At 49.5% G+C, this 25,129-nt stretch carries 23 protein-coding genes; 8 read left to right on the plus strand and 15 right to left on the minus strand.

Annotation, left to right across the window (positions count from 1 at the left end):
- Nucleotides 1-20: 20 nt before the first annotated feature.
- From SD10_RS05870 to pgi, 3 genes are all read right to left on the minus strand, one after another.
- On the minus strand, nt 21-923 hold the full coding sequence (locus tag SD10_RS05870) for a hypothetical protein (RefSeq protein ID WP_046376103.1): 903 nt from the start codon (nt 921-923) through the stop codon (nt 21-23).
- Between the two features lie 140 nt (nt 924-1,063).
- On the minus strand, nt 1,064-1,930 hold the full coding sequence (locus SD10_RS05875) for a porin family protein (protein ID WP_046376104.1): 867 nt from the start codon (nt 1,928-1,930) through the stop codon (nt 1,064-1,066).
- Between the two features lie 161 nt (nt 1,931-2,091).
- Nucleotides 2,092-3,750 (minus strand): glucose-6-phosphate isomerase, encoded by a 1,659-nt coding sequence (gene pgi, locus SD10_RS05880; RefSeq protein ID WP_046376105.1) that lies wholly within the window; start codon nt 3,748-3,750, stop codon nt 2,092-2,094.
- 304 nt (nt 3,751-4,054) lie between these two features.
- On the opposite strand from pgi, the gene SD10_RS05885 reads away from it, so the two are divergent.
- Together SD10_RS05885 and SD10_RS05890 are read left to right on the plus strand one after the other, a co-directional pair.
- Nucleotides 4,055-5,719, plus strand: coding sequence for an ArnT family glycosyltransferase (locus tag SD10_RS05885; RefSeq protein WP_046376106.1), 1,665 nt, complete (start codon nt 4,055-4,057; stop codon nt 5,717-5,719).
- A gap of 87 nt (nt 5,720-5,806) precedes the next feature.
- The gene (locus tag SD10_RS05890; RefSeq protein WP_227699155.1) at nt 5,807-6,229 is read left to right on the plus strand and encodes a hypothetical protein; all 423 of its coding nucleotides are present in this window, start codon (nt 5,807-5,809) and stop codon (nt 6,227-6,229) included.
- 34 nt (nt 6,230-6,263) lie between these two features.
- On the opposite strand, the gene SD10_RS05895 is transcribed toward SD10_RS05890, so the two are convergent.
- Nucleotides 6,264-7,412, minus strand: coding sequence for an acetamidase/formamidase family protein (locus tag SD10_RS05895; RefSeq protein WP_046376107.1), 1,149 nt, complete (start codon nt 7,410-7,412; stop codon nt 6,264-6,266).
- A 161-nt stretch (nt 7,413-7,573) separates the two neighbouring features.
- Between SD10_RS05895 and SD10_RS05900 the strand changes: the two genes are divergently transcribed.
- Nucleotides 7,574-9,046: an MFS transporter gene (locus tag SD10_RS05900; RefSeq protein WP_227699156.1), complete on the plus strand. Its 1,473-nt coding sequence runs from the start codon at nt 7,574-7,576 to the stop codon at nt 9,044-9,046.
- A gap of 60 nt (nt 9,047-9,106) precedes the next feature.
- On the opposite strand, the gene SD10_RS05905 is transcribed toward SD10_RS05900, so the two are convergent.
- On the minus strand, nt 9,107-9,508 hold the full coding sequence (locus SD10_RS05905) for a Dabb family protein (RefSeq protein ID WP_046376109.1): 402 nt from the start codon (nt 9,506-9,508) through the stop codon (nt 9,107-9,109).
- 261 nt (nt 9,509-9,769) lie between these two features.
- On the opposite strand from SD10_RS05905, the gene SD10_RS05910 reads away from it, so the two are divergent.
- On the plus strand, nt 9,770-10,543 hold the full coding sequence (locus tag SD10_RS05910) for a M48 family metallopeptidase (RefSeq protein WP_046376110.1): 774 nt from the start codon (nt 9,770-9,772) through the stop codon (nt 10,541-10,543).
- A 16-nt stretch (nt 10,544-10,559) separates the two neighbouring features.
- Here the strand turns inward: SD10_RS05910 and SD10_RS05915 are convergent, their stop codons facing one another.
- From SD10_RS05915 to SD10_RS05935, 5 genes are all read right to left on the minus strand, one after another.
- Nucleotides 10,560-10,859 (minus strand): PIN domain-containing protein, encoded by a 300-nt coding sequence (locus SD10_RS05915; protein WP_052731087.1) that lies wholly within the window; start codon nt 10,857-10,859, stop codon nt 10,560-10,562.
- 121 nt (nt 10,860-10,980) lie between these two features.
- Nucleotides 10,981-11,178: a hypothetical protein gene (locus SD10_RS05920; protein WP_046376111.1), complete on the minus strand. Its 198-nt coding sequence runs from the start codon at nt 11,176-11,178 to the stop codon at nt 10,981-10,983.
- A gap of 189 nt (nt 11,179-11,367) precedes the next feature.
- Nucleotides 11,368-13,989, minus strand: coding sequence for an ATP-dependent chaperone ClpB (gene clpB, locus SD10_RS05925; RefSeq protein WP_046376112.1), 2,622 nt, complete (start codon nt 13,987-13,989; stop codon nt 11,368-11,370).
- Between the two features lie 218 nt (nt 13,990-14,207).
- The gene (locus tag SD10_RS05930) at nt 14,208-15,158 is read right to left on the minus strand and encodes a hypothetical protein (RefSeq protein WP_046376113.1); all 951 of its coding nucleotides are present in this window, start codon (nt 15,156-15,158) and stop codon (nt 14,208-14,210) included.
- A gap of 66 nt (nt 15,159-15,224) precedes the next feature.
- Nucleotides 15,225-16,307 carry an SDR family NAD(P)-dependent oxidoreductase gene (locus SD10_RS05935; RefSeq protein WP_046376114.1) on the minus strand — a complete coding sequence of 361 codons (1,083 nt, stop codon included), beginning with the start codon at nt 16,305-16,307 and terminating at the stop codon, nt 15,225-15,227.
- A gap of 153 nt (nt 16,308-16,460) precedes the next feature.
- Between SD10_RS05935 and SD10_RS05940 the strand changes: the two genes are divergently transcribed.
- Nucleotides 16,461-17,021: a DUF4136 domain-containing protein gene (locus tag SD10_RS05940; protein WP_046376115.1), complete on the plus strand. Its 561-nt coding sequence runs from the start codon at nt 16,461-16,463 to the stop codon at nt 17,019-17,021.
- 58 nt (nt 17,022-17,079) lie between these two features.
- Here the strand turns inward: SD10_RS05940 and SD10_RS05945 are convergent, their stop codons facing one another.
- From SD10_RS05945 to pheS, 4 genes are all read right to left on the minus strand, one after another.
- Nucleotides 17,080-18,426 (minus strand): DUF937 domain-containing protein, encoded by a 1,347-nt coding sequence (locus tag SD10_RS05945; RefSeq protein ID WP_046376116.1) that lies wholly within the window; start codon nt 18,424-18,426, stop codon nt 17,080-17,082.
- A gap of 147 nt (nt 18,427-18,573) precedes the next feature.
- Complete coding sequence (gene xseB, locus SD10_RS05950) at nt 18,574-18,762, minus strand: exodeoxyribonuclease VII small subunit (protein ID WP_046376117.1); 189 nt, start codon at nt 18,760-18,762, stop codon at nt 18,574-18,576.
- A gap of 81 nt (nt 18,763-18,843) precedes the next feature.
- A complete protein-coding gene (locus SD10_RS05955) occupies nt 18,844-20,055 on the minus strand; it encodes an exodeoxyribonuclease VII large subunit (RefSeq protein ID WP_052731088.1) in 1,212 nt (403 codons plus the stop codon).
- 108 nt (nt 20,056-20,163) lie between these two features.
- Complete coding sequence (gene pheS / locus SD10_RS05960) at nt 20,164-21,228, minus strand: phenylalanine--tRNA ligase subunit alpha (protein WP_046376119.1); 1,065 nt, start codon at nt 21,226-21,228, stop codon at nt 20,164-20,166.
- 364 nt (nt 21,229-21,592) lie between these two features.
- Here pheS and SD10_RS05965 point away from each other — a divergent pair, with 364 nt between their 5' ends.
- Nucleotides 21,593-22,024, plus strand: coding sequence for a LytR/AlgR family response regulator transcription factor (locus SD10_RS05965; protein WP_046376120.1), 432 nt, complete (start codon nt 21,593-21,595; stop codon nt 22,022-22,024).
- 242 nt (nt 22,025-22,266) lie between these two features.
- Nucleotides 22,267-22,686: a LytR/AlgR family response regulator transcription factor gene (locus tag SD10_RS05970; RefSeq protein ID WP_046376121.1), complete on the plus strand. Its 420-nt coding sequence runs from the start codon at nt 22,267-22,269 to the stop codon at nt 22,684-22,686.
- A 121-nt stretch (nt 22,687-22,807) separates the two neighbouring features.
- Here SD10_RS05970 and SD10_RS05975 read toward each other — a convergent pair whose 3' ends face one another.
- Nucleotides 22,808-23,482: a porin family protein gene (locus SD10_RS05975; RefSeq protein WP_046376122.1), complete on the minus strand. Its 675-nt coding sequence runs from the start codon at nt 23,480-23,482 to the stop codon at nt 22,808-22,810.
- A gap of 238 nt (nt 23,483-23,720) precedes the next feature.
- On the opposite strand from SD10_RS05975, the gene radA reads away from it, so the two are divergent.
- Nucleotides 23,721-25,106, plus strand: coding sequence for a DNA repair protein RadA (gene radA / locus SD10_RS05980; RefSeq protein ID WP_046376123.1), 1,386 nt, complete (start codon nt 23,721-23,723; stop codon nt 25,104-25,106).
- Nucleotides 25,107-25,129 lie beyond the last annotated feature (23 nt).

The raw sequence follows: 25,129 nt of genomic DNA on the forward strand, positions 1-25,129 counted from the left end.
GCCTGACTACTCTTTTAACGTTAAAATTTGAAGCCCAGGTTTACACCCAAAATCCGGCGTTTGCTGTTACCGCTTGTCAGTACATCCGCAAAGCCGTAATGGTAAACAAAGTCGAGCGCAATGGGACCTGCATCGAAGCCAATGTTGGCCAGGCCATTAACCGTTGCCGCCTGAAAATCGGCATTACTTAAATTGAAATCGTTTTTATCGGTGCTCAGCGGAGTGGCATATTCAGCCCCCAGGGCCAGGCGTATGCCTGATACACCCCGATCGGACTGCGCTAGTTTAACACCAATGTAGGCTGGAATGTGTAAATAGCGCTGATCGATATTACCAATAAGATCACCAACATTACTGGCCTGGCCGTCACCTGCTTTGTAAAACTGTGAACTCGATGTCAGGTATTCGGCGCCAATCTGGCCATAAACCCGGCCACCAGCCCGTACCAGAAAGCCAAGTTGGTAACCTAGCCGACCTGTTAAACCCTGTCCGTTTGTGGTTTCTCCCTCAAACCGGGTTGAGTTAGCCCCGCCATAAATGCCGAAGGTGAAGTGTTTATAGTTCTCGCGACGTTCCTGCCGTTCGCTGACAATTTGATTGCGCTGCCCATCCTCAAAACCTTCGTCGTAAGCTTTGCTCAAATCGCGCTCATCATACATGCGGTCATCCCGCCGACTGTCGCCCCGTCGTTCTTCGTACCGGTTGTTATACCGAGGCTCTTCTTCTTCCCGGCGGTTATATTCCCGTCGTTCGTCGAGTCGTTCCTCCATGCGCCGGTCATCCCTACGCTCATCACGCCGGTAAGTACGGTCATTACGGTCGTACCGATCATAGCGGTCATCGTACGAATTTTGTTGCGCAAATACGAGACTCGTACTGCATACGCCTGCTGCCAGGAGCACTGTTTTTGTTAATGTTTTCATAGTGTGACACGTTGAGTATTTGTTCCTACAACCGCCCTCAGATGATGAATGTTTGCCGGAACAAGTGATATGTTAGCGGGCTACTGGTATGAAAAAGCCGCCCTCGTTGGAAGGCGGCTTTGTTCATGTACTGTGTGTGATTAGAACTTGAAACCAACACTAGCACTTAGGATACGACGTGCCGAACCATTGAAGCCAGTCGACGTTACGTTACCGTTGGTTGGATTCTTGATCGAATCGCTCAAGCCGTAGTGATATGTCAGGTCGATCAACAGGGGACCAATGTCAAAGCCTAGTTGGCCCAGGCCATTAAAGGTACCGCTCTTGATCTCCGAGTTCGTCAGGTTAAACTGACCGCTGCTCGAATTGATCCGGTTTGCGTATTCCAGACCGACCTGTAACCGGATAGCCGAGATACCACGATCTGATTCAAGCAGTTTGTAGCCGATGTACACCGGAATTTGAATGTACTGGATATTAATCTGATCCTGAATCTGCTTAGCTGTGGTTCCATCACCTTTGGTGAAGTAGTTAGAGCTTGACGCGAAGTACTCAGCACCTAATTGGCCGAATAAACGGCCACCGCCCCGCACAAAGAAACCAGCCTGATAGCCCAAACGGCCCGAAATGGTACCGCCCGTAGACTCGCCCTTCAGTTTCGTTGAGTTTAACCCCGCATAAATACCGAACACGAAATTCTTGTAATCTTTGGTTGCTTTAACGCGTTCCGGACGATCCGTATCTACCGTAGTGGTCGTTGTTGTAACGTCCGTTGGTGTACTGTTGGTCGAGTACGTGCTGTTAGGCGTTGTTGTGTTTGACGTGTTCGTCGAGTTCGACATGCTGTTTGTCGAATTGGTCGAATTCGTGCTGTCAGTCGTTACTGGAGAAGTATACGAAGAGTTCGTTGTTGCACCTGTTGTTGAGTAGGTGTTTGTGGTGGTCTGGGCGTTTGCAAAGCCGATACCACAGAGGCACACTGCCAAGAGTGAGAATTGCCGTTTCATAGCGTTTTGTTTAAAGCGTTGAGTTATACAACAATGGGATGTAATCGTAATTACACCCCATTAACAGGCCGCTTGTTGGCAATGTTTTGAACTATTCTAATTTTGGAAAAATTTTAATTTGACCAATGAGTAAAAAAAAATTCCGTCATACTTTCATATTCCTACTCTGCACGCATGGCTTTGAAGGCGTTCATTAACCCGTTTGTGGAGCTGTCGTGTGAGCTAACAGGCGCATCGTTCTGAAGCTCGGGCAGGATGCGGCTGGCCAACTGTTTGCCCAGTTCCACGCCCCACTGGTCGAAGCTGAAAATGTCCCATATTACGCCCTGGACGAAGATTTTGTGTTCGTACATAGCAATCAGGCTGCCCAGTGTCCGGGGGGTTAATTTCCTGAACAAAATAGAATTGGTAGGTCGGTTTCCGGAGAACATTTTGAACGGAGCCAGGAACTGAATCTCCTCGTCAGACTTACCCGATTTGCGCAGTTCATCGGCGGCTTCCTGCTCCGTTTTGCCGTTCATCAGGGCTTCAGTTTGGGCAAAATAATTAGCCATTAAAATTTTGTGATGTTCGCCAATGGGACGCTGGCTAATGGCCGGGGCCAGAAAATCGCATGGAATGAGCTTCGTTCCCTGGTGAATTAACTGATAAAAGGCGTGCTGCCCGTTGGTGCCGGGCTCTCCCCAGATGATTGGCCCTGTCTGGTAATCGACCGGATTTCCGTCGCGGTCAACCGATTTGCCGTTACTTTCCATATCGCCCTGCTGAAAATAAGCCGCGAACCGGTGCATGTATTGGTCATAAGGCAGGATGGCTTCGGTTTGTGCCCCGAAAAAGTTGTTGTACCAGATGCCTACCAAAGCCAGAATGACGGGTAAGTTTTGATCGATGGGTGTGTCGCGGAAATGCTCGTCCATCGCATGAGCTCCGTCCAGCAATTCCTCAAATTTATCAAAGCCGACGTACAGAGCAATAGAAAGGCCGATGGCCGACCAGAGCGAATACCGGCCGCCTACCCAATCCCAGAAACCAAACATGTTGTCGGGGTCGATTCCAAATTTTTCAACGTCCTTTTTGTTGGTCGACAGGGCCGCAAAATGTTTGGCAATCGCTGCTTCATCTTTAGCCGAATCCAGGAACCATTGCCGTGCCGACTGGGCATTGGTCATGGTTTCCTGCGTCGTGAAGGTTTTGGACGCAATCAGAAACAGCGTAGTTTCGGGGCGAACGGTCTGCAAAGTTTCGTAGATATGTACGCCGTCTACGTTGGAAACGAAATGAACGCGCAGCTTTTTGTCGTCGGCGTAGGGTTTCAGGGCTTCGGTTACCATCACAGGGCCAAGGTCTGAACCGCCAATCCCAATGTTTACCACATCCGTTATGGCTTCGCCCGTGTAGCCTTTCCATTCGCCCGACCGGATGCGCTCCGTAAACGATTTCATATGGCCCAGCACCTCATTGACGTCCGGCATCACGTCCTGACCATCGACCAGAATTGGCGTGTTCGAGCGGTTGCGCAGGGCAATGTGCAGCACAGCGCGGTCTTCTGTCCGGTTGATCTTATCGCCCGAGAACATTTTTCCGATGGCATCGTTCAGACCCGCCTGTTCTGCCAGTTGTTCCAGCAAACCAAGGGTTTCGGTAGTAATGCGGTTTTTGGAGAAATCGAGGAGGATATCCTCAAACTGGCGTGTGAAGGTGTTAAATCGGTCAGGGTCCTGCGCAAACAGATCACGCAGGTGTTGATCTTTCAGACTATCGTAGTGGGCCTGCAGCTGGGTATAAGCCGGTAAACTGGTGAATCGATGATTAGCGAGCATAAGGGGTTGCTGGTTATAACGTTTACGATTTATGGTTTTCGGGCTGTACGACTCCCTGTCTTGTGTCTTCTTCCGTGGTCTGTGTCCTCACAGGCCGTGGGCGCGTCAGCCAACGTTACCCTCCGGTCGAGTGGCCCGTGGGGACACGGGCCACGGCAGGGAGATGTCGGCTACAGTGTGAACCGAAAACCATAAACTGACTTGTCGGCGCGAATATCGGTAATCCCGGCAATCTTTTTTCGGCTATTTTTACGCGTTCTTTTCCAGTGAAAGGAGCTCATTATTGACATTTTATACTTCCTTAATGAATCAAAAACTTTTTTATTCGTTGGTGCTGGTCGTTACAGGGGCCTTGTTTTTCATCCCGTTTCTGGGGGGCGTCCGCCTTTTCGACTGGGACGAAATCAACTTTGCCGAGTGCGCCCGTGAAATGATTGCCTTGGGTGATTACCTGCACGTTCACATAGATTTTAAGCCGTTTTACGAAAAGCCACCCCTGTTTTTCTGGTTTCAGTCGGCCATGATGAATCTCTTTGGTATCAATGAATTTTCGGCCCGGCTGCCTAATGCCATTTGTGGTATCATCACACTGGTTTACCTCTACAACCTTGGCCAAAAACTACACGGGCATCGTTTTGGCTGGTTGTGGGCGCTGGCTTATCTGGGGTCGGTAACGCCCCATCTGTACTTCCGCTCGGGCATTATTGACCCCTTCTTCAACCTGTTTATTTTCGTGGGTCTAGTTAACCTGATTTTTGCGTCCTGGAAGCGTGAACGCCTTGGGGGGGCGATGACCGTACCCAAAAATGAGTGGTCCTACATCCTGATTGGGGGCCTGGTATTAGGCCTGGGTATTATGACCAAAGGACCGGTAGCTTACCTCATCGTGTGTCTGGTACTACTCGTTTACTGGATGCTAAGCCGCTTCCGGTGGTTTATTTCTCCTGTACAATTTCTGGTTTTTTCGGTGGCCGCGGCCTTCGTATCGCTGTTGTGGTACGGGCTGGACATTTTCCTGCATGGCCCTGAGTTGATGCGTAATTTTCTGGCCTATCAGTTTCGGCTGTTTAGTACGCCCGATGCCGGTCATGTTGGCTTTCCGGCCTATCATGTCATCATTCTATTAGTAGGTTGTTTTCCGGCGTCTATTTTCGGTATTCGTGCCTTTGGGTCGCTGTTTATTGAACGAAACTACCAGCGGGAGTTTCGGAAGTGGATGCTCATCCTATTCTGGGTTGTGTTAGTGCTCTTTAGCATCGTGCAGTCGAAAATTGTGCACTATTCATCCCTGTGTTATTTCCCCCTAACCTACTTTGCGGCTCTGACACTGATGCAATTGGAAGAGCGAAAAATACAGTTTAACAACTGGATGCGGGCGGGCTTGCTTGTGGTCGGGGGTATTTACGTAGCAGCCATTGTTGGGTTGCCCATCCTGGCTCATCGCATGGACATTGTGAAATCGTATGCGGATCAGGATGCGTTTACGCAGGGTAACCTGGATGCGAAGGTGAACTGGACTGGCTGGGAAGTATTGCCGGGTATCTGGTTGTTGTTTATCCTAATCCTGGCCATCATCTGGTTCAACCAGCGTGAAACAGCGCGGGCATCCTTAACGCTTTTTGGGGGAATGGCCGTCTTTATCACCTTGACGCTCTGGTTTTTTATTGGCCGGATCGAAGGAATTTCGCAGGATGCGGCCATGCGTTTTTTCGAACGGGCCCAGGGGCAGAACGTCTACGTGCGAACCTACGGGTATCATAGTTATGGTCCTTATTTTTATACCCGGAAACCACCGGTCACAAATCCAAAATCGTATGATGACGAATGGCTTCTTCGGGGTCGAATCGACAAAGATGTGCTGTTCATTCGCAAAGCCAGCGAGCAACCTACGCTTCTGGATTCACTGCCCGATGTTCGAAAAACCGGTGAGGAAAATGGCTTTGTTTTCTACCAGCGAAAAGCAAAGTAACGCCCCAAAGCTGGCCTGATTAGAGCAAGAGTGACCAGATTTAAACCGTTGGGGCCGTTAGCCAGTTATACCGGTATGGCGACCTCAATGACGTTATCACTCGTATTTTTCGTTCGTACCTGGCTGCGCCGGGCGACTCCATTCGTTTGGCTTATTTGCTTGACCGCCACCTTTTTTGCCTGTAGCAAAAGTAGCCAGTCGGGAGCCGGTTCTCAAAAAAAGCTCCGGGTTTCCGTTGGAGAAATTAAAGAAATCTCAGTCCCCAGTCGTGGCGATAATTCACTGGAGTTAATTGGTACATCAGATAATCAGGAAGTTGTAGAAGTGTCCAGGCAGCAACTGGCCCCAGCCGTTGACACGCTTAAGCGCACGGGCGCTGGTCCAACGGTTTTCCAGATAAAAGGGGTGACCGTCGGTACGGCAAATGTTACATTCTCGGCCAAGCCTATGAATGCCGCCGGAAGCGGACAGCCCCTTCGCACGTATGTTGTGCAGGTGGTGGCAAAGTGACGCGGACAAGATCGGGGCGCCCGTGCGATCCACGTTACGACCAGTACTCAAATTTCTTCTTTGTAAAGATCGACTTGGGAATCATGGCATGAACGCCAAGGGTCTGATCGACTACCTGGCTGACTTCAAAGTCGACGCCCGTGCTGGCAATGGACAGGGCTTCGTTGAAGGTAAAGCCGAGTTCATCCTTAATAAACGCGCAGGCCTCGGAGAGCGCATTCTTCATGGCTTTGTTGAGGTCTTTGTCCAGGCCAACGGCAATGAAGTGAGTTGGAGTTTCGGCCCGTGGTTGCTTCAGCGTTTTGCCTTTATGAACGATAAACTTGACGGTGAGGTTAATGGCGGTTTCTATCGCAACGCCACTCACTTCGCCATTTCCCTGTGCGCCATGTCCATCGCCGGTTGTAAACAGCCCGCCCGGTACCGAGACGGGGAGGTGTAAAGTTGTGCCTTTGACCAAATGCTTGATATCCAGATTGCCGCCGAAAAATCCAGGTGGAATCGAACTCTGGCGCCCCATATCGGCAGGTGGTGACAAAGCCATAACGCCCATGAATGGCTTGAGGGGAATATCGACGCCTTCTTTTAGTGAACCCGTTTTCCGTTTGGCGTCGTAGCGGTAAACAAATGTTTCGCGGGTTTTAACCTCATCGGGTATGCCACCTCCGCCCGGCCAAACACTGTTGACCCCAAAGCCTGCCGGAAAGGTTAAGTCGAGGATCCGAATTTCGAGACTATCGCCGGGTTGGGCCCCATCGATGTAAACGGGGCCGGTGAGCATGTGCCCGCGAATACCCGACGGCTCGGGTTTCACATTTTTCATAATGGCAATGACTTCCTGCGCGTGCTGATCGAGGGGTAAGTTGTTTTTCGTATAAAACTCTTCCGGGTTCGTGCGGCTCACGCCCGACGGATTGACGGTTTGAATTTCGACTACATCGCCATCCTTTACTTTATAAACTGGCGGAACATCCGCCCCAAAATAACCCCAAACCATGTTCTCGGGTAACGAGCGAACGACGTGATCGGGCTTTAGTGGCGCCTGGGCAGTGAAATCATGCAATAAAGGAGTGTCGGTCGATTTTGAGTGGAGTACAGCTTCGGTGGCCAGACTCCCCGTCGACAGAAGTGCCAGCCCGCTTTGGGTGGTTTTGTGCAAAAAAGTACGTCGGGATGTTTTCATCAGGTTGTAGTAGAAAAGAGATTGTTGAATGAGCGTAGTAAGATAAGAAATCGGCGGACAATTGATGAACGAATGCCCGATTCATATCAAATTATCGTGTACATGTACTGAACAACCGGCTTATTTAGCCAGTTACGTTCCAGAATTAACCTGATTTACCTGTGTCTGTACCGCCTGTTTCAACCACTGCATCGTCGTCGCCCAACAAGTGGATTATTTTGGGAACGATCATGTTTGGTACGTTCATGTCCACCCTCGACAGCAGTATTGTTAACATTGCCCTGCCTACCATCCGTCGGGAGCTGGGTGCTGGCGATAGCGTGGAGTGGATTGTGTTGTGTTACCTGCTGACAACGACCAGCACGCTTCTCATTATGGGCAAACTATCGGACTGGGTTGGCCGCCGACAGTTGTACATAACGGGTTTCTGCGTGTTTGTGCTCGGGTCGCTGCTTTGCGGACTAGCCTGGAACTTGTGGTCGCTGGTGGGGTTTCGGGTACTTCAGGGAATCGGCGCGTCCATGATTTATGCCGTTGGCCCGGCCATTATCAGCGATACCTTTGCCCCTCAGGAGCGGGGCCAGGCGCTGGGTATAATGGGGTCCATTGTGGCCGCCGGTTCCAGTGCAGGCCCCGTCATTGGCGGATTTTTGCTCGGTAAGTTTGGCTGGTCGAGTATATTTTTTGTAAACGTTCCTATTGGCTTACTGGCTATCTGGCGGGCATGGACCATCCTACCTGCAAGTCCTAAAGTGACGGGTCAGCGGTTCGATCTGGTTGGCGCTGGGTTGTTTCTGGTAGGTGTAACTACTTTACTCACTGGACTGGATTTTGGCCCGGAACCTCGTTACGGCTGGAATGATCCGCTCGTTGTCGGACTGCTATCGGTGGGGGGTATTCTGCTGGTGCTTTTTCTGATTTGGGAAATGCGCGTTAAGGAGCCCATGTTACGACTCAACCTGTTCCGCATTCGGCCTTTTACGGCCGCTATCCTGGCCGCCTTTTGCGGATTCATTGCTTCGGGCAGCAACCTATTCGTGATTCCCTTCTTTTTGCAACAGATACTGGCCTTCAATCCTGAGCGGGCTGGTTTGGTTTTGTTAGCGGGTCCGTTAACGCTCAGCGTTATTGCTCCCCTGGGCGGCTATCTGTCCAGTCGTGTCAGCACCCGGTGGTTATCGAGTTTTGGCTTATTGATTACGGCTGGTGGCTATTTCGCTTTTTCTTTTCTGGATGCCAGTTGGGACTGGAAAGATGTTATCTGGCGAAGTGCGTTAGTGAGTTTGGGCTTTGGTTTATTTCAGTCGCCCAATAGTAGCAGTGCGCTCAATGCAGCTCCCCTGGAACAGCGCGGTATTGCCAGTAGTATGATTGCCTTTATGCGCAATTTGGGGTTTGTGGTTGGTATTGCACTGGCCGCTGCCGTTTGGTACAGTACCCGCAATCGGTATGCCCTGGCGCATGAGGTTACGCCTGAGGCTACAACGGCTCAGCTTTTGGGCATGCACTATGCTTATCTCACCATGGCAAGTCTGGTGTTGACAGGAGCCCTTATTTCGTTGACGCGTGGTAAGAGTACACAACCCGTTGCCGTCGCGCCCACCGATGGGCAGACGGTCGGTATGGCTACTTAATGTGTGGTTGGGTGTCTGCAGACACCAAAGAAAATCCGCAGGCACCCAGCTTAAGGAAAATTATCGCTTCGGTCCTATTGAATCATAAATGACTACTTTTTCCCAGAGCGAGGCATAGTTTTTTCGAAAATCATCGTGGATGGGGTGTTTCTGGTAGGCCTCTTCGTCGGCGGGGCTGTCGAAAAAGCACAACCACGAATAAGCATAAGACCGCTCAATGACATCGCGGTTCGTTGCTGCGGGTGTACCAATATGCACCATCTTGATGGTAGGGCATTTGGCCAGTTTATTCAACCCCTCCAATAATTTGGCTTTATCAGCTTCATTACCAGCGTTTTTTAAATAAAATAGCACATGGTGGACAAATAATTCTTTAGGGGCGTTTGTAACGGATGGAAGCCCAGCGCCTAAGCCGGCGGCAACGCTTTTCTTTACAAAACTTCTCCGTGATTGCTCTTTCATTTAATGATCTGGTTATTGGATTTATAAGAAAAGTATTCCTTTCAGAAACAAAAATGCCAAACGATTTACCTTCAGGCAAATCTAACTGAAAATCAGCCTTTGCTGATAGCGCATAAGGTTACTATTCTTGCTTAATGGAGCTAAGTAAGACGGCAAAATCTCCCTGATTTTATCCTTGTAATAAACTTTTAGGCATTTGTCATGTCTATAGAATGAATTTGTTACCAAAAGAAACCCTTTATTCACTCAAAAACTCAGCTTATGAAACGCATCGCATCACAAATTTTTGTCATGGCTTGGCTACCATTCGTAAGTCAGGCTCAAACGACCACCAAACCTAGCCTGATGCAGGCATTGATGGAAGCTGTTAGTTCGGCTACTGTTTCCGACGCCCAGGTTGCCGACTTATCTCGCCAGGCGATAAAAGAAATGGATGCTAAAAATCCAGTAGCTGCTCCAAACGATCCGTACACATTACGGTTAAATAAAATCGTCAGCCGCCATCACACCATAGGTGGATTACCCCTCAATTTTAAAGTGTACAAAGTGCCCGATGTCAATGCGTTTGCAACTGCGGATGGTAGCGTGCGTGTCTTCAAAGGGCTCATGGACATCATGACCGATAACGAATTGCTGGCCGTTATGGGACACGAAATTGGGCACGTCATCAACCATGATTCCAAGGATGCGATGAAAAGAGGACTTCAAACGTCAGCTTTACGCGATGCACTATCCTCGGGTTCAGGTACAGTGAGCAAAGTGGCTCAATCACAATTGGGTAGCGTAGCTGATTACCTGATAAGCGCCAAATTCAGTCGCCAGCAGGAAACCGAAGCGGACGATTACAGCTATGACTTCCTAAAGCGCAATGGGTACAATGTGCTGGCATTGGCTACCTCATTTGAGAAATTGGCTAAGCTGAGCGGTGGGGCGCAGGGGGGCAAGTTGGCTTCGCTTGTATCGGACCACCCCGACAGCCAGAGCCGGGCTCAACGTGTACGGGATCGCGCCCGGCGAGATGGGTTAGCAAAGTAGTCTTAAAAGAGAACGGTCAGCCTAGTAATTGCTTCTTATAGATTTCCTCAAATTCTTCATATGTCAAGACCCGTATTGGCGGGAAACCAATGGTGTTTAATCCATTGAAATGCCTATCATTACCGATAATATAATCGGCGTTGGCAGCCACAAAACTGTCTACAAATTTGTTGTCATCCTTATCGTTCTCAATAAGATTCCAACGGTATGAAGGATTTATCGTGTAGACATTTGGTAGTAGGAGTAAATAACTTAGTTTGGCATCTGCAGTCGTTAGCCCGTATCGTTGCTGAATAATTTCTTCATATTCTAGCAAAATTTCCGTTGATAAACACAGATCAAATTTGTCTTGTATGATACATTCGTAAATCCAGTGGTACTTATATTATGGAGCCAGCGAGACTAAAAAGACATTCGTATCAAGCACAAGACGTAGTCTATTCATTCAACCATCGATCTAAGTCGTCCTGTGAAATGCCTTTTTCGTCAACCGCTTTAGCCACATTATTGACTAACTTGTTTGAGAAATAATCGGCTAAGAGCTTCTTAACTGCCTGCAAATCCTGATCTGAAGGCTGGAATGAATACACTTTCAGTAGTTCCAATTGCAATGGACTTAATTTATCGGCTATCATACACAGGCTAAGTTTTTATGAAGATAACGAATGTGAACTGAATAAGTGTCATTTTTCGCATACGCTATCATGGCGCATTTTCATAAGTGACTGCTTCTGTAAACACTACCTTTTATTAAAATCAAGGATGAGCACTATACAAAAAAGCCCGGCCACTTCTCAGTAGCCGGGCTTCTGTATATCAATTCATTACAACTCAATCTCTGCATCCAGATTCGTGAAGGCGATTTCGCCGTCGCTGTTGAGCTCCATGAGTACAACAGAGTCTTTCTTGACTTCGCCCGACAAAATACTCTTCGAGAGTTCGTTGAGTACCCGGCGTTGCAACACACGCTTCAGCGGACGGGCACCAAACTGCGGATCGAAGCCTTCTTCGCCCAGTTTGTCCAGTACCTCGTCGGTAGCATCGAGCTGGACACCGTTTTCGTTCAGGCGTTGCTTGATCTGACGGAACTGAATGTCCACAATTTTGCGGATATTGGCCTTCGTCAGCGGTTCGAACATCACAATCTCGTCAATCCGGTTCAGGAATTCGGGACGTATCGTTTGGCGTAGCAACTCCAGTACGGCTGCTTTGGCTTCTTCCAGCACCAGCGAGTGGTTCCAGCCCTCATCTTCTGTAAACTTCTCCTGAATCAGGTGGCTGCCGATGTTGGAGGTCATGATGATAATCGTGTTCTTGAAGTTGGCTACACGGCCTTTGTTGTCCGTCAAGCGCCCTTCATCGAGTACTTGCAGCAGGATGTTCCAGACATCGGGGTGTGCTTTTTCGATTTCGTCAAGCAACACAACCGAGTAGGGTTTCCGGCGGACGGCTTCGGTCAATTGACCTCCTTCGTCGTAGCCTACATAGCCCGGAGGGGCACCAATCAGGCGGCTCACGGCGTGGCGCTCCTGATACTCTGACATATCGATCCGGACCAGCGCATTTTCATCATTGAACAGATACTCGGCCAGCGTCCGGGCAACTTCGGTTTTACCAACACCCGTGGTGCCCAGGAAGATAAACGAACCAATTGGCCGTTTGGGGTCTTGCATACCGGCCCGGCTCCGACGGACTGCGTCGGCTACAACCTCTATGGCTTCGGCTTGTCCGGCTACGCGTTTGCCCAGTTCTTTCTCCAGATTGAGCAGTTTCTCGCGGTCGCTCTGCAGCATTTTCGACACCGGAATGCCAGTCCACTTAGCCACTACCTCGGCAATATCGTCGGCGCTGACTTCTTCCTGCATCATTCGCTCAGAATTGTCCTGACCAGCACCTTCTTTCGTCAGTGTGTTGAGCTTCGTTTCAATTTCGGGAATACGACCGTACCGAATTTCGGCTACTTTACCGTAATCGCCGGAGCGTTCGGCCTGATCGGCTTCAAAACGAAGCTGATCGAGTTGTTCTTTCAGCGTCCGGCCTTCATTAACCGACTCTTTTTCTGACTCCCACTTGGCTTTCAGATCATTACGTTGCTCGCTGAGGTCTTCGATCTGCTTATTCAGCATCGTTTCTTTTTCCTTGTCGTTTTCACGACGGATGGCCTCGCGCTCAATTTCCAGCTGCATGATCCGGCGATTCAGTTCATCGAGTTCTTCGGGAACCGAATCCATTTCCAGCCGCAGTTTGGCAGCCGCTTCGTCCATCAGGTCAATGGCTTTATCGGGCAGAAAACGATCGGTTATGTACCGTGTCGACAGTTCAACGGCGGCAATAACCGCATCATCTTTAATCCGAACACCGTGGTGCAGTTCGTATTTTTCTTTGATGCCGCGCAGAATCGAAATGGCATCGGCTGTGTCGGGCTCGTCGACCATAACGGCCTGAAACCGGCGTTCGAGCGCCTTATCTTTCTCAATATATTTTTGGTACTCTTTCAGCGTGGTAGCACCAATCGTATGCAACTCTCCACGCGACAAAGCGGGTTTCAGCAGGTTGGCTGCGTCCATCGCGCCTTCGCCACCGGCACCCGCCCCAATGAGTGTATGAATCTCGTCGATGAACAGAATGATCTGGCCATCGGAGTCCGTAACTTCCTTAATAACGGCCTTCAACCGTTCTTCAAACTCGCCTTTGTATTTAGCACCTGCTATAAGCAGGCCCATGTCGAGCGAGACGATGGTTTTGGTTTTGAGGTTTTCCGGAACGTCGCCCGATACGATTCGTTGAGCCAGGCCTTCAACGATGGCAGTTTTACCAACGCCCGGCTCGCCCAGCAGGATCGGGTTGTTTTTGGTCCGGCGGCTCAAAATCTGCAGTACCCGCCGAATTTCTTCATCGCGACCAATGACCGGGTCAATTTTGCCCGTTCGCGCCCGTTCGTTCAGGTTGATACTGAACCGTTCCAGGGATTGATATTTAGCTTCTGCGTTCTGATCTTTCACCGAATTTCCTTTTCTAAGTTCGTTGATAGCCGCTTTCGTTTGTTTTTCATTAAAACCGGCATCTTTCAATAACGTTGCAATTTGGTCTTTACCGGCCATTAGTCCCAAAAACATCAGCTCGACACTCACAAATTCGTCGCCAAATTCTTTGGTATAACTGCTGGCCTTAGCTAAAGCAGTGGCCGTATCATTCGATAGGTATACGCTCCCGTTGCCTCCCGATACTTTGGGATAGGTGGTCAGGATAGCCTCCAGAGCACCGCTGGTATTTTTTATATTGATTCCTGCTTTTTTAGCGACGAAACCAATAACGTTCTCATCTTCCGACAGAATCGCTTGGAGTAAGTGCCCAGTTTCGATCCCTTGCTGGCCGTTGCCCAGGGCGATCTCCGACGCCTTCTGCACGACCTCCTGTGCTTTTATGGTGTAATTTTTGAAGTCCATGATGGTATAGGGCGGTTTGCTCGTTCCAGTTAGCTGGTTCGATTTGATTGTTTATTAGATAACCTTATACTAACAAATCGCGGGCCGGGCTGTTTTTTCGGACATTTTGGCGGGGAAAAGCGCCAAGACGGTGTTTTTTAAGCCATAATGTCGTTATTGGATGGGTTCGTACAAAGCGAAAAAAAGCCGCCCTGCGTTAACGCAGGGCGGCTTTCGTATTAATCAAGCCCTTCGGCTTCAATCGGTTTCATTCGTTCCCGGGCAATGGCCGCTCGGTGTGGTTCCCAGGTTTCGACGGGATCGGCCAGCACTTCGGCTTCGGTATCGTGAACGATGAGTCGATCGTACGCGTGGAATTTGCCCTTCGGTAACCAGTAAGCAAGTAGACCCGCATAGGCAGATGCCAGAATAGCTCCTGTCCAGCCAACAACCGGCTCTTTTTTCAACTGACGCGTTGCGATACCACCGAATCCCGCTACGAACGGCAACATGTACCAGGGATCGTTGAGTCGGCGGGCAATCAGATAGCCAACAGCGGCAGTGGCCGCCAGAATTCCGGCCGAAATGGGTTCGTCCCGCTCTTCATCAGGCTCCCAGGCATTGACCGTCAGTAGTGTGTTGGGCGTGCCCACTACCGTAGCCGCCGTAAGCCAGCCCGCATAGAGACTTACGGGAATACGAAGGTATTTCTCGGGAGCGGGAACATCTGTTTTACCAATTTCCAGACTCTGGTGCAGCGCCAGGGCCGCTGGTAAATTGAACTTCGTCACAAGGTCGGAAATGATAATGCTTTGTGGGTCGTTCTGCGAAAAGAAGCGGCCGAAAAGGGCATTGAGTGTCCAGCTTGTCCACCACCAGGGCAACGCCTTCTGGTACCGTGGATTGTATTCCTGTGAACGTAATGCCTGATGAACCATCAGGGCTGCTAAGCCGGAATAGACCGTAGACCACACAATGCCAAATGACCAGCCTGCGGGAACGATCATGTTTTTCTCGAATACGTTCTGGTATTCAACCGGTACATCGTACTCGTATTCTGACCCTTCCTGACCAGCTTCATGCCGTTCCTTACTCTGCTGCCGGGAGCGGCTGCTGGATGTCGTTGTATACAGTATACTGCCAACGGCAAAGATGGCCGTTGCAATACGCCAAAACGATGAGTTTTTCATGATAAATTGAACGGGAGTAAAGACACCCCAATCCGTTTCAGAATTTGATTGGGGTGGTTGACTAGTTTATGCGACTACTTCTTCCTGTACCTCTTGCTCCTTATCGGCTAGTTTCTGCGCTTTCTCTTTCGTTGTCTGATAAGCCTCAACGACGCTGCTTACGGCTGTATTCAGTACTGAAGACAGGGTGTCTGATAAGGAGTCACCTATTGATTTAGCTTTGTAACGGTAGCGTGCTCTCTGAAAGTCGCTGGTGTTTTTATAACCAATTGTCAGGGCGATTCCGGCAATAACGGCGATGCCAAAGCCAATACCCCAAGCCAGGGATATGGACGCTTCTTTTTCTTCCGGATCGGGTTTCTGCGACATCTTATCGCGCATCAGCGCGGCCAGCGTTTCCTGTGGAGCCACATAGGCCATAACTTCATACGATTTATTTTTGAAGCCGCCAGGCACTATCTTAGGCTTACCGGCCATGAGCGCATCGTAACCTGCCTTAGCCACCATAACAGGGTCCTGCAGTTCGTCGGTTACTTTCGTGTTTTCAGCATCGGCTTTGTTGAAAAAATCCGTATCTGTCGCATTCGGCAGGAGAGCCGTAATGGTCACATTGGTATCTTTCAACTCGTTCACCAGCGACTGTGTAAAGTTGTAAACGTAAGCTTTTGTACCTGCATAAACAGCCATTAGGGGTGTTGGCGTGATGGATAGGAGCGAGGCCAGATTCAGGATTTTTCCTTCATTACGCGCCAGCATGTCATACAGGAACAGCTTGGTCATTTGGGTTAATGACAGCACGTTGAGGTGAATCATCGACTTTTCACGCTCCCAGTCCGTGTCGGTAGCGAACAGCCCATAGAGGCCAACGCCCGCATCATTGACCAGCACATTGACAATGATGCCTTTTGCTTTTATCTGATCATATACATCCTGAGCGGCATCTTCCTGGGCCAGGTCTTTGTGAATGACCGTAATTTGCTGGGTGCCGTAATTACTTTTAAAGACTTCGCCCAACCGATCCAGTTTGTCGTCACTACGGCCTACTAAAACTAAGTTATAGCCATCCTGTGCAAAGAGTTTGGCCAGTTCCTGACCGATTCCGCTGGAAGCCCCAGTTATAAGAGCAGTTTTTCCTGTTTCTGGATTCATACGTGTAATTAGTTAGTGGAGTATACACACCCTTATGGAACTGCAACCATCGAAAGTTGTTTCGATGATCGACCGTTTGTAAGCAGCCTAGAGTCTAAATTTTTAACACAAAATGGCTTTATCGTGCGTTCATAAGTCACAAAATAAAGTGTTATGAAAACAGTCGTTGCTCTTCTGCTTGTGCTGATTAGTGTAGTCGCTGGCTGCTCCAGTTACCGGATCGTCAAAAATGAACAGGATGGCTCGGCCAACTGGTCGACCTACCGAACATTTGCGTTTATTGATACCAGCCGAATTGACCCTAGCCCCGGTACAACTTATCAGGCAATGATGGAACAGGTAAAGCGAGCCGTCGCGGTGGAACTGGTTAATCGTGGGTATCAGCAAGTGACTGGAGACCCCATAGCAGGCCAGCCCGATTTGCTGGTGAATATTGGCACGGTGGTCAACGAAAAAACGCAGACGCGCCCAACCACAATCTATGAAGCCCCACGCTATATCGGGCAGCGTCGGTATCACTGGCAAAGTCAGGAAGTGCCGGTTGGCACGTATCGGGAAGGTACGCTCAGTTTACACATCGTCGATTCCCGCCGGGAAAACCTGCTTTGGGATGCTGCGGTATCGAGTATACTGAGTAAGAAAGGCGTGACGCCCGAGCAAATAAACGAAGCGGTTGCTAAGGTGTTCAGCAAGTTTCCCGGAAAGGCATCTTAGCCAAAACGGCTCCTCCGTTGCCAGAGAAGCCGTTGCTGTTCATCAGTTCGTTTATCGTTTATTTCGAGACAACCTTCAGCATAATCTTGCGCATGGTTGGTTTGGGGACGCCCGATGTATCATTTTTAGCAACGCCTGTTCCCCGTCCAATGGCGTCGATCCGCTGGAAGTTAATGCCGGAGGTTACCAACTGCTGTTTGATTACATTGACCCGTTTGAAGGACAGGCTTTTATTGGTGAAATCGCCCTGTGCATCGTTGGCGTAACCAACTAGCAATACCTGTAATTGAGGGTAAGTTTTCAGCAGGGTCGCCAGTTCCGTGACGGTCGCCTGTGAGCCGGGTGTCAGAGACAACGACCCTGGCTGAAAAGCGATGCCCGTTAAGGGAAATACACGCCCCTTGGGTAGTGCCGCATTGCCCAGATAAGGTGTCATTTGCTGAGCTAAACTGCCTGTACCAGTAGCCGAAGCGAGGCCCGTAGCGCTGGTTGCGGGCGCTAAGGAAGCAGAAGCGGCTGACGTTGATTTCGGCGCTGTTTTAGCGACGGGTTCCTTTGGCACCGCAAGCGACCGGGTGACGGTATCAGCCTGAATGGTATCGCTTGACACGGATGCAACGTCGGTCGTGTCCTGTCCGTCGTTCGAATATTTCTGGGTATTTTGATAAAGATAATACCCTCCAAAAGCAAGCGCAACGGCGATGAGTGCCCCAACACCCCATTTAGTCAACGCCCCATTATCGTTATCTGAGTCGTCCGTAAGGTCGTAACTAATCGCCGGCCGTGTGGCAGTGGAAACGGTCCGGCCGGACGCTTCGACGGTTGTGCGTCGGGCGGGTGTGGCCAGTCCGGCTACCACCTGCTGAAGGCCAACTTTCTCAACCAGCCGGGGCATGAATTCTTCGGGAACATTATTGACCAGTGTTTCCCGTTCGGCGAAAAGGGCGGAGGCTAAGCCATCGGCATCCAGTTTTTGATCTTTTACCTGTTTGCCAAGTACATGAAGAACAAGGGTGGTTGTTAGGCCCAGCAACGAGATAGCGGATGAATTACGGATACCGGCATAGCTCGAAATCATGCTGCCAATCGAGCTTTTCATGGCGGGCAGCAAATGACTGATTACCTCATTGCCCTGCGTAATAAGTGTATTTGTATAAGCGGGGTCGCGGAGAACCGTAACCAGATTATCAAGGGGACCGCCGTCATAACGGCCTTTCTGGATGTGGTTATATAGCTGATTGACGCCAATTTCACTCGTTGTGCGTTTCATCAGCCCGCCCATAATGGTATACACAAGGCCATCAACGGCTTTGCTGGTTTTTTCGATGGGTTCGTCGATGTAATCGGCAATACGCGACAAAACCTCCGGATTGAAAACAGTAGTTAGATTGGCAAATAAATTCATAGAATAACGACTCGATCAGGCAAAATGGTGCTGTCTACTACCTCATACCCTAAAACGACGCTGAGCACCTTAGTATATTGACCCCGGGCTTAAAATTAGGTAAGGTTTGGCAAAGGTTACACATAGGGCGTTAATAAATTCCTTTTGTTAACGTTTGGGCAGTCGTTCGATAACTTCCTGATATTCCGTTTCAACGGCCCGGAGCCGATCCTGACAAAAAGTAATCAGTTCAGTCGCTAACCGAATCTTGCCGGGTAGCTCATCGAGTGGCACTTCCTCGTTTTCAATTTCATAAACCAGCGTGCTGAGCTGGTCGTATGCTTCCTGGTAAGTCATTCGTTTTTGTCAGATAAAATATGATGGGCAGTCTGCTCTGGCGAGGCTGCCGTTTAGGACCTATAAAGGCCTATGGCGCTTTTATAAACCAATGACTTTCGTTGTAATGGTGCCATCACGCATTTGTACCTCTAGTGTTTCGCCCGGTTGAATATCGGCGGTTTGAGTTAAAATCCGCCCGTCACGAAGCAACAATGCATAGCCACGACGAAGCACATTCGATGGGTCAAGGTGCCGTAAGGTAACTGCTTTCTCAGTAAGGTTCGTGTGGCATTCGCGGAAGTAAGCCTGCGAAACAAACCGAAGTCGCTCCGTTTCACGGTCCAGATCTTCACGGGCTGTTTGCAGCATATCGCGGGCAATTACGCGTAACCGGTCGCGCAACTGAAGGCAGGTTTCTTCAAACTGGCGGTTATGTTCGATCAAAAAACCAGCCGCTTTAGTAGGCGTTTTTACACTCTGGTGGCAAAGCAAATCGGTGATGCTTACGTTGCGTTCGTGGCCAATCCCTGCCAGAATCGGAATCGTAAAGCCGGCCACTGTCTGCCCCATTAAATACGTATCAAACGAGCCAAAATCCAGTTGCGAGCCACCCCCGCGCACAATCACAACGGCGTCATAGGGTATACCACTGGTATCGATGCGAGCCAACTGGCCACAAATGGCCCGTTCGGCTCCTTGCCCCTGCACCTGCGTCAGGTATTCGTCAACGACAAAGTCATAACCAAATGGATTTTGAGCAAGCTCATGGCGGAAGTCGCGCCAGCCATCCGAGTTAGGCGCCGTAATGAGCGCCACGCGCTGGATAACGGCCGGACGGGGCAGGAGCTGATTGGCGGTTATGTATTGACCGGCTTCGAGCCAAACCAGATCGGGGTGGTTCCTGACGAGCGTATCAAGTACAGCTTGCCGTTCCCGTTCGAGGTTGCCCAGTGTATAGGATGGGTCGATTTTCAGAATCTCCAGCCGTAAGCCATATACCGGGCTAAACCCTACCGAGACCAGCAACAGAAGTTGAATGTTTCGGGCAAATGCTACGCCTGTTGCCCGCTCAAAATCGCCGATGGCGTGGTAATTCTTCCGCCAGATACAGGCTTCGAGTTTAGCCAGTGTTTCGCGTCCCGAACCTCCCGCAGCATCCCGCTCCACTAACGTTAGAAAGCAGTAGCCCCGGTCAGGGTAATTTTTTATATCACTGGTTTCGGCCACAACCCACACAGCCTTCTGCCCGAACGCTTCATCAACAACGGCTTCGAGCGTAAATGCTAGATCAGAAAGGCGGATGGGAGACATATTGAATAAGTGAATGGTGAATGAGCGAATGAGTGAATAAAGGCTTACGTCAGCTATTCACTCATTCGCTCATTCACCGGACCGGCGGCCCGGTCATTCAAATTTGATTTAAAGTCCTTCAAACTGGCGCAGGAAGCGTACGTCGTTTTCGGTGTAGAGCCGCAGGTCGTTCACCACGTACTTTAGCTGGGTGATCCGCTCAATTCCCATCCCGAAGGCAAACCCCGTATACTCTTCCGGATCGATGCCGCAGTTGGCAATCACCTGTGGATCAACCATGCCCGAACCGGCAATTTCGACCCAGCCCGTATGCTTGCAAATGTTACAGCCCGTACCACCGCAGATTTGACAGGATATGTCAATCTCGGCACTCGGTTCGGTAAACGGGAAGTAAGAAGGCCGAAAACGTATCTGAGTTCCGGGTTCGAACATCTCCTTCACAAAATGATAGAGCGTGTCTTTCAGGTCTTTGAAACCTACATTCCGATCAATATAGATTCCTTCTACCTGGTGGAACATGCAGTGCGCCCGCGCCGAAATGGTTTCGTTGCGGTATACCCGACCTGGCATAATGGAGCGAATTGGCCGGAACGGCGCCCCGTCCGTACGCGATTTCTGCCGTTCCATCAATCGAATTTGCACATTGGAAGTGTGCGTACGGAGCAACATATCCGATGGCGCGCCCTCACTGGCTTTCTCGACAAAGAATGTGTCCTGCATGTCGCGGGCCGGGTGATTGTCGGGAAAATTGAGCGCACCAAAGTTGTACCAATCCGACTCAATCTCGGGGCCGTCGGCCACATCGAAGCCAATTCGTTCGAAAATCTGAATAATTCGCTGCCGAACCAGACTCAGTGGGTGCTGCGTACCGGTTAAATTCGGTATGGTTGGCAGGGTAAGATCAACGGGGGGCGCGCTGTTAGCCGAATCTCGTTGTTCATCAACGAGTTGGCTAGATGCCTCAAATCGTTCCTGAGCCAGGTTTTTAAGGCCGTTCAGTTCTTGCCCAATCGTCCGCCGATCGGCTTGTGGGACGCTTTTAAGGCTTTCGAATAATTCCGTAATAACACCTTTACGGCTAATGAATTTCATCCGGAACAGCTCTAATTTCTCCGGCGTGTTAATGTCGAATTGCTCAATCTCCTGGTGTAGGTCTTTTACTTTATCCAGCATACGCTACGTGTTTCACTACTTGCTTTGGCAAAGGTACGCAAAACTCAGGAGAGCAGGGACCTCTAAAGCTACGTGGAGCTAATTGGGGTTTTTAATACACAACCCCCGACATATGAAAAGTTATAAAAGTATCTGAAATGGTCCCTTAATTTGTTGATTAATCGGTATAGGATGCCTGAATAATAAGGAATTATGTATAAGATATTTACCTTAATGAGTGGGTTTCAATAACTAGGTCTGATTCTTGTAACTATAGTTAATACGACAGGGGATATAGGGAGCCGTTTCGAAACCCGAAATAGTGCAATAAGTATCTGAATGTCAGCCTCTAACTATTAATACACAATCATCTCATAAAACGACTATGAACGCATTCGTTAACGACTCCCTCTTTGATAGTATGTCCAGACCTTTCCACAATAGTGTGGAAAAAATTGCCGATTCCACCTGTCTCCAGAAACTTCTCATCCCTTTTTACGATCGGAAACGTACTGTATCTGTTGATGAGATCGTTCGTCTGGAAGGTTGTGGCAATTACACAAATTTCTTTTTGAAAGACGGGACTAAAATGTTGGTCTCCCGTACGTTAAAAGAATACGAAACATTACTTGATGGACAGGCGTTCGTTCGGGTGCATAAATCCTGCATTGTAAACCTAGGTTTTGTTCGTAAGTTTTTTATCAAAAAAGAAGGTGAACTTGAATTGACGGATGGCCAACAAGTGAAAATTTCCCGCCGTCGGGCTCAGGTATTTGTTGACCGCATTCGCGATTTTCGGCCAATTGCCGTTAGCTAACGAACGGAAATGGGTTTTACCCGAAAAGTGCCCGTAAATAGCACATATGAGCACTGCGTAGTTTTACGCAATAGGGTGGGTAAATCCACCCGAACCTATGCACTATGTTTAGTGCAATAGCCTGATTTGCAACTGGTTACCTCTTTTGAGCAGCCCTTGTCGATCAGGCTATCTTTTTTGAACCAGCGCCCATAAAGTAGTTTTGCTTCATATTAAATACTGAACCAAAACTATTCTCTACTATGGAAGCTTCAATTTTCTCCTCTGTACAACCACTTGCTGTTGTTCCACAATTTCCAACGTCATATCAGCGTGGTACCCAGCGTATTGCGCTGCCTTATTTGAATCGTACAATTTTCATTTCGGTCGATGATATCCTGTGTTTACAGGGAGAAGGGAACTATACGTTTCTGCATACCCGTGACCGCAAGCGGTATCTGGTATCAAAAACCCTGAAAGAGTTCGAAAAAACGCTGGATGGCTCTCTGTTCCTGCGTATTCATAAATCATATATCGTTAATCTGGCCTACGTTCAGCGCAACATCTTCAACCGCGAACGGCAAGTACGAATGGCCGATGGTCGGGAAGTGGCGATCTCGCGTCGGCGCATGAAGGATATTACCCAGCAATTAGCCCAATACTGGCTCAAGTTGTTGAACTAGACATTTGAAAAATAGAAAATGAGACGTGGCTGACGCGAAAGTATTCTTCGTGCGTCAGCCACGTCTCATTTTAAGCAAGTCTTGATTTGTTTCATTAACGTAATACGTTAACGTACCACGTCTAAAATAGCCGGTAGGCCAGCGTAACCTGCCACGATTTCAGGCGTTGGCTGAATTTACCCTGGCTATCTTCAATTTGGGCAATATCAGAGAGGTTTCCTTCGTACCGAACATCGAGACCAAAGGAGCCCAGGTCGAGGCCGCCACCCACCTGATACCCATAATAGGCTTTAGCCCAGGCATCGTTTAAGCTACCACTTGTATACTGACTCAGGGCCTGGCCCAACTTCTGGTTATCATCAATCCGGAACGAAATGACTGGACCCGCCATCACCCGAATGGGACCGCCTTTAATACCGAGCAGGAGGGGAACATCGAAACTGGTTGTTGTCACCGTAACCGTCTCTGTCTGGCCATTGCGGATAACGCCAAACTGCCCCGCTCGGGTTGAGTAAAGTAACTCGGGTTGAATAAACAGATTTTTACCGAAGCGGGTATAAATACCAAATGACGTACCCGTTTTGCTGTTGAAGCTGTCGCTCAAGTTGTTTCGGAAAGTCTGGCCATCAATGCTTACGTTTGGCGAGCCATTGGGATTGGCGCTTGTGTTAATGAAATTGCCAAAGCTGAGCCGGGAAAGATTAACACCTCCCTTGATGCCAATTTGAAAACCACCCTGAGCAAATGATAGAGCAGGCAGAATCGTGAGTGATGCGAAAAGCAGGATTTTTTTCATTCTTGTTGGTAGAATAATGTACTTGTTAGTAAACGATATTTGAGCATGGACGGTACGGGAAACCAACTTATTTCGAGCGAACGGCGTTCTCTATTTACCGAACAACCGATATAAAATGAGTCGCTGAAGCGATGTCTGCCGGTTGGATTATCTCCTGTTAAAAGGGTTTAATTGGTTCTGTAAATTCATCCCAACGAATATTGTCAGGGCGGTTTGCCGACAAGTCATATAGCACCAAATGGCCAAGTTAAAAACTACTTTTTTCTGTCAAAATTGCGGACACCAGTCCGCAAAATGGATGGGGCGCTGCCCGTCGTGTGGCGAGTGGAATAGTATTGTAGAGGAAGTCGTTCAGAAAGACGAACCCGAAAAAGGTGGCTGGCGCAGCCCATCGGCCGGGCCGGGTGGCCTGAAAGTAGCGGCTAAGCCCAAAGCGCTTCACGCGATCAATTACGAAGAACAACCACGAATCTATACCGTCGATAATGAACTGAATCGGGTATTGGGTGGCGGTATTGTGGCCGGATCACTCGTTCTGATTGGTGGTGAGCCGGGCATCGGAAAGTCGACTCTGTTGCTGCAAATTGCCCTTAGCCTGTCGGGCATGCGTGTGTTGTACGTATCGGGCGAAGAAAGTGAGCAGCAGATCAAGATGCGGGCTGAACGTCTGGATGCGCCAACCAGCGATTGCCATGTGATGACCGAAACCTCCACCCAGAATATCTTTCGGGTAGCGGAGCATTTTGAACCCGAAATTCTGATCATCGACTCCATTCAAACCATGCAGTCGTCGCTGGTAGAGTCTGGTGCGGGAAGCGTGTCGCAGGTACGTGAATGTGCGACCGAGTTCATGAAGTATGCTAAAGAAAGTGGCGTGCCTGTATTTATGATTGGTCACATTACTAAAGAAGGAACGTTGGCTGGCCCCAAAGTACTGGAACACATGGTCGATACCGTACTTACCTTTGAAGGAGACCGGCATACCACCTACCGAATTTTACGGACTAATAAAAACCGTTTCGGGAGCACCGATGAACTGGGCATTTATGAAATGCTGGGCAACGGGCTTCGGCAAGTTACAAACCCGTCCGAGATTCTGATCTCCCAGCGCGACGAAGCGCTGAGTGGCGTCACCATTGGGTCAATGCTGGAAGGAAACCGGCCGCTGATGATCGAGAGCCAGGCGCTGGTAAGCGTCGCTACGTATGGCACGCCACAGCGCAGCAGCACGGGATTCGACGCCAAGCGGTTGAATATGCTACTGGCTGTTCTGGAGAAACGCGGTGGCTTCCGGCTTGGTCAGCAGGATGTATTCCTCAACATTGCCGGTGGCTTACGGGTAGAAGACCCCGCCATTGACCTGGCCGTTTGTGCGGCTATCGTGTCTAGTTATGAAGACATTGCGATTCCGCCGTCGGTGGCCTTTGCGGCCGAGATCGGATTAGGGGGTGAGGTGCGTGCCGTGAGCCGCATCGAATCCCGCATTGCCGAAGCCGAAAAGCTGGGTTTTAAGCAGATGTTTATTTCAAAGTACAATCTAAAAGGGCTGGACACAAAAGGGTACAAAATAAACATAAAGCCTGTATCGCGTCTGGACGAGGTATTTCAGGGCGTACTTATGTGAACGTGTATGGCGTTACTCAGCGA

It is taken from the genome of Spirosoma radiotolerans (assembly GCF_000974425.1).
In the GTDB taxonomy this organism is placed as follows: Bacteria; Bacteroidota; Bacteroidia; order Cytophagales; family Spirosomataceae; genus Spirosoma; species Spirosoma radiotolerans.

Coding starts and splice junctions, on each gene's coding strand:
- SD10_RS05890 (WP_227699155.1), top strand. CDS start 5,807: ATGACGTTATCACTCGTATTTTTCGTTCGTACCTGGCTGCGCCGGGCG.
- SD10_RS05870 (WP_046376103.1), bottom strand. CDS start 923: ATGAAAACATTAACAAAAACAGTGCTCCTGGCAGCAGGCGTATGCAGT.
- pheS (WP_046376119.1), bottom strand. CDS start 21,228: ATGCTGGATAAAGTAAAAGACCTACACCAGGAGATTGAGCAATTCGAC.
- SD10_RS05935 (WP_046376114.1), bottom strand. CDS start 16,307: ATGAATCCAGAAACAGGAAAAACTGCTCTTATAACTGGGGCTTCCAGC.
- SD10_RS05955 (WP_052731088.1), bottom strand. CDS start 20,055: ATGTCTCCCATCCGCCTTTCTGATCTAGCATTTACGCTCGAAGCCGTT.
- SD10_RS05895 (WP_046376107.1), bottom strand. CDS start 7,412: ATGAAAACATCCCGACGTACTTTTTTGCACAAAACCACCCAAAGCGGG.
- SD10_RS05965 (WP_046376120.1), top strand. CDS start 21,593: ATGAACGCATTCGTTAACGACTCCCTCTTTGATAGTATGTCCAGACCT.
- SD10_RS05910 (WP_046376110.1), top strand. CDS start 9,770: ATGAAACGCATCGCATCACAAATTTTTGTCATGGCTTGGCTACCATTC.
- clpB (WP_046376112.1), bottom strand. CDS start 13,989: ATGGACTTCAAAAATTACACCATAAAAGCACAGGAGGTCGTGCAGAAG.
- SD10_RS05875 (WP_046376104.1), bottom strand. CDS start 1,930: ATGAAACGGCAATTCTCACTCTTGGCAGTGTGCCTCTGTGGTATCGGC.
- radA (WP_046376123.1), top strand. CDS start 23,721: ATGGCCAAGTTAAAAACTACTTTTTTCTGTCAAAATTGCGGACACCAG.
- SD10_RS05975 (WP_046376122.1), bottom strand. CDS start 23,482: ATGAAAAAAATCCTGCTTTTCGCATCACTCACGATTCTGCCTGCTCTA.
- SD10_RS05940 (WP_046376115.1), top strand. CDS start 16,461: ATGAAAACAGTCGTTGCTCTTCTGCTTGTGCTGATTAGTGTAGTCGCT.
- SD10_RS05905 (WP_046376109.1), bottom strand. CDS start 9,508: ATGAAAGAGCAATCACGGAGAAGTTTTGTAAAGAAAAGCGTTGCCGCC.
- SD10_RS05885 (WP_046376106.1), top strand. CDS start 4,055: ATGAATCAAAAACTTTTTTATTCGTTGGTGCTGGTCGTTACAGGGGCC.
- SD10_RS05930 (WP_046376113.1), bottom strand. CDS start 15,158: ATGAAAAACTCATCGTTTTGGCGTATTGCAACGGCCATCTTTGCCGTT.
- SD10_RS05970 (WP_046376121.1), top strand. CDS start 22,267: ATGGAAGCTTCAATTTTCTCCTCTGTACAACCACTTGCTGTTGTTCCA.
- pgi (WP_046376105.1), bottom strand. CDS start 3,750: ATGCTCGCTAATCATCGATTCACCAGTTTACCGGCTTATACCCAGCTG.
- SD10_RS05920 (WP_046376111.1), bottom strand. CDS start 11,178: ATGATAGCCGATAAATTAAGTCCATTGCAATTGGAACTACTGAAAGTG.
- SD10_RS05945 (WP_046376116.1), bottom strand. CDS start 18,426: ATGAATTTATTTGCCAATCTAACTACTGTTTTCAATCCGGAGGTTTTG.
- xseB (WP_046376117.1), bottom strand. CDS start 18,762: ATGACTTACCAGGAAGCATACGACCAGCTCAGCACGCTGGTTTATGAA.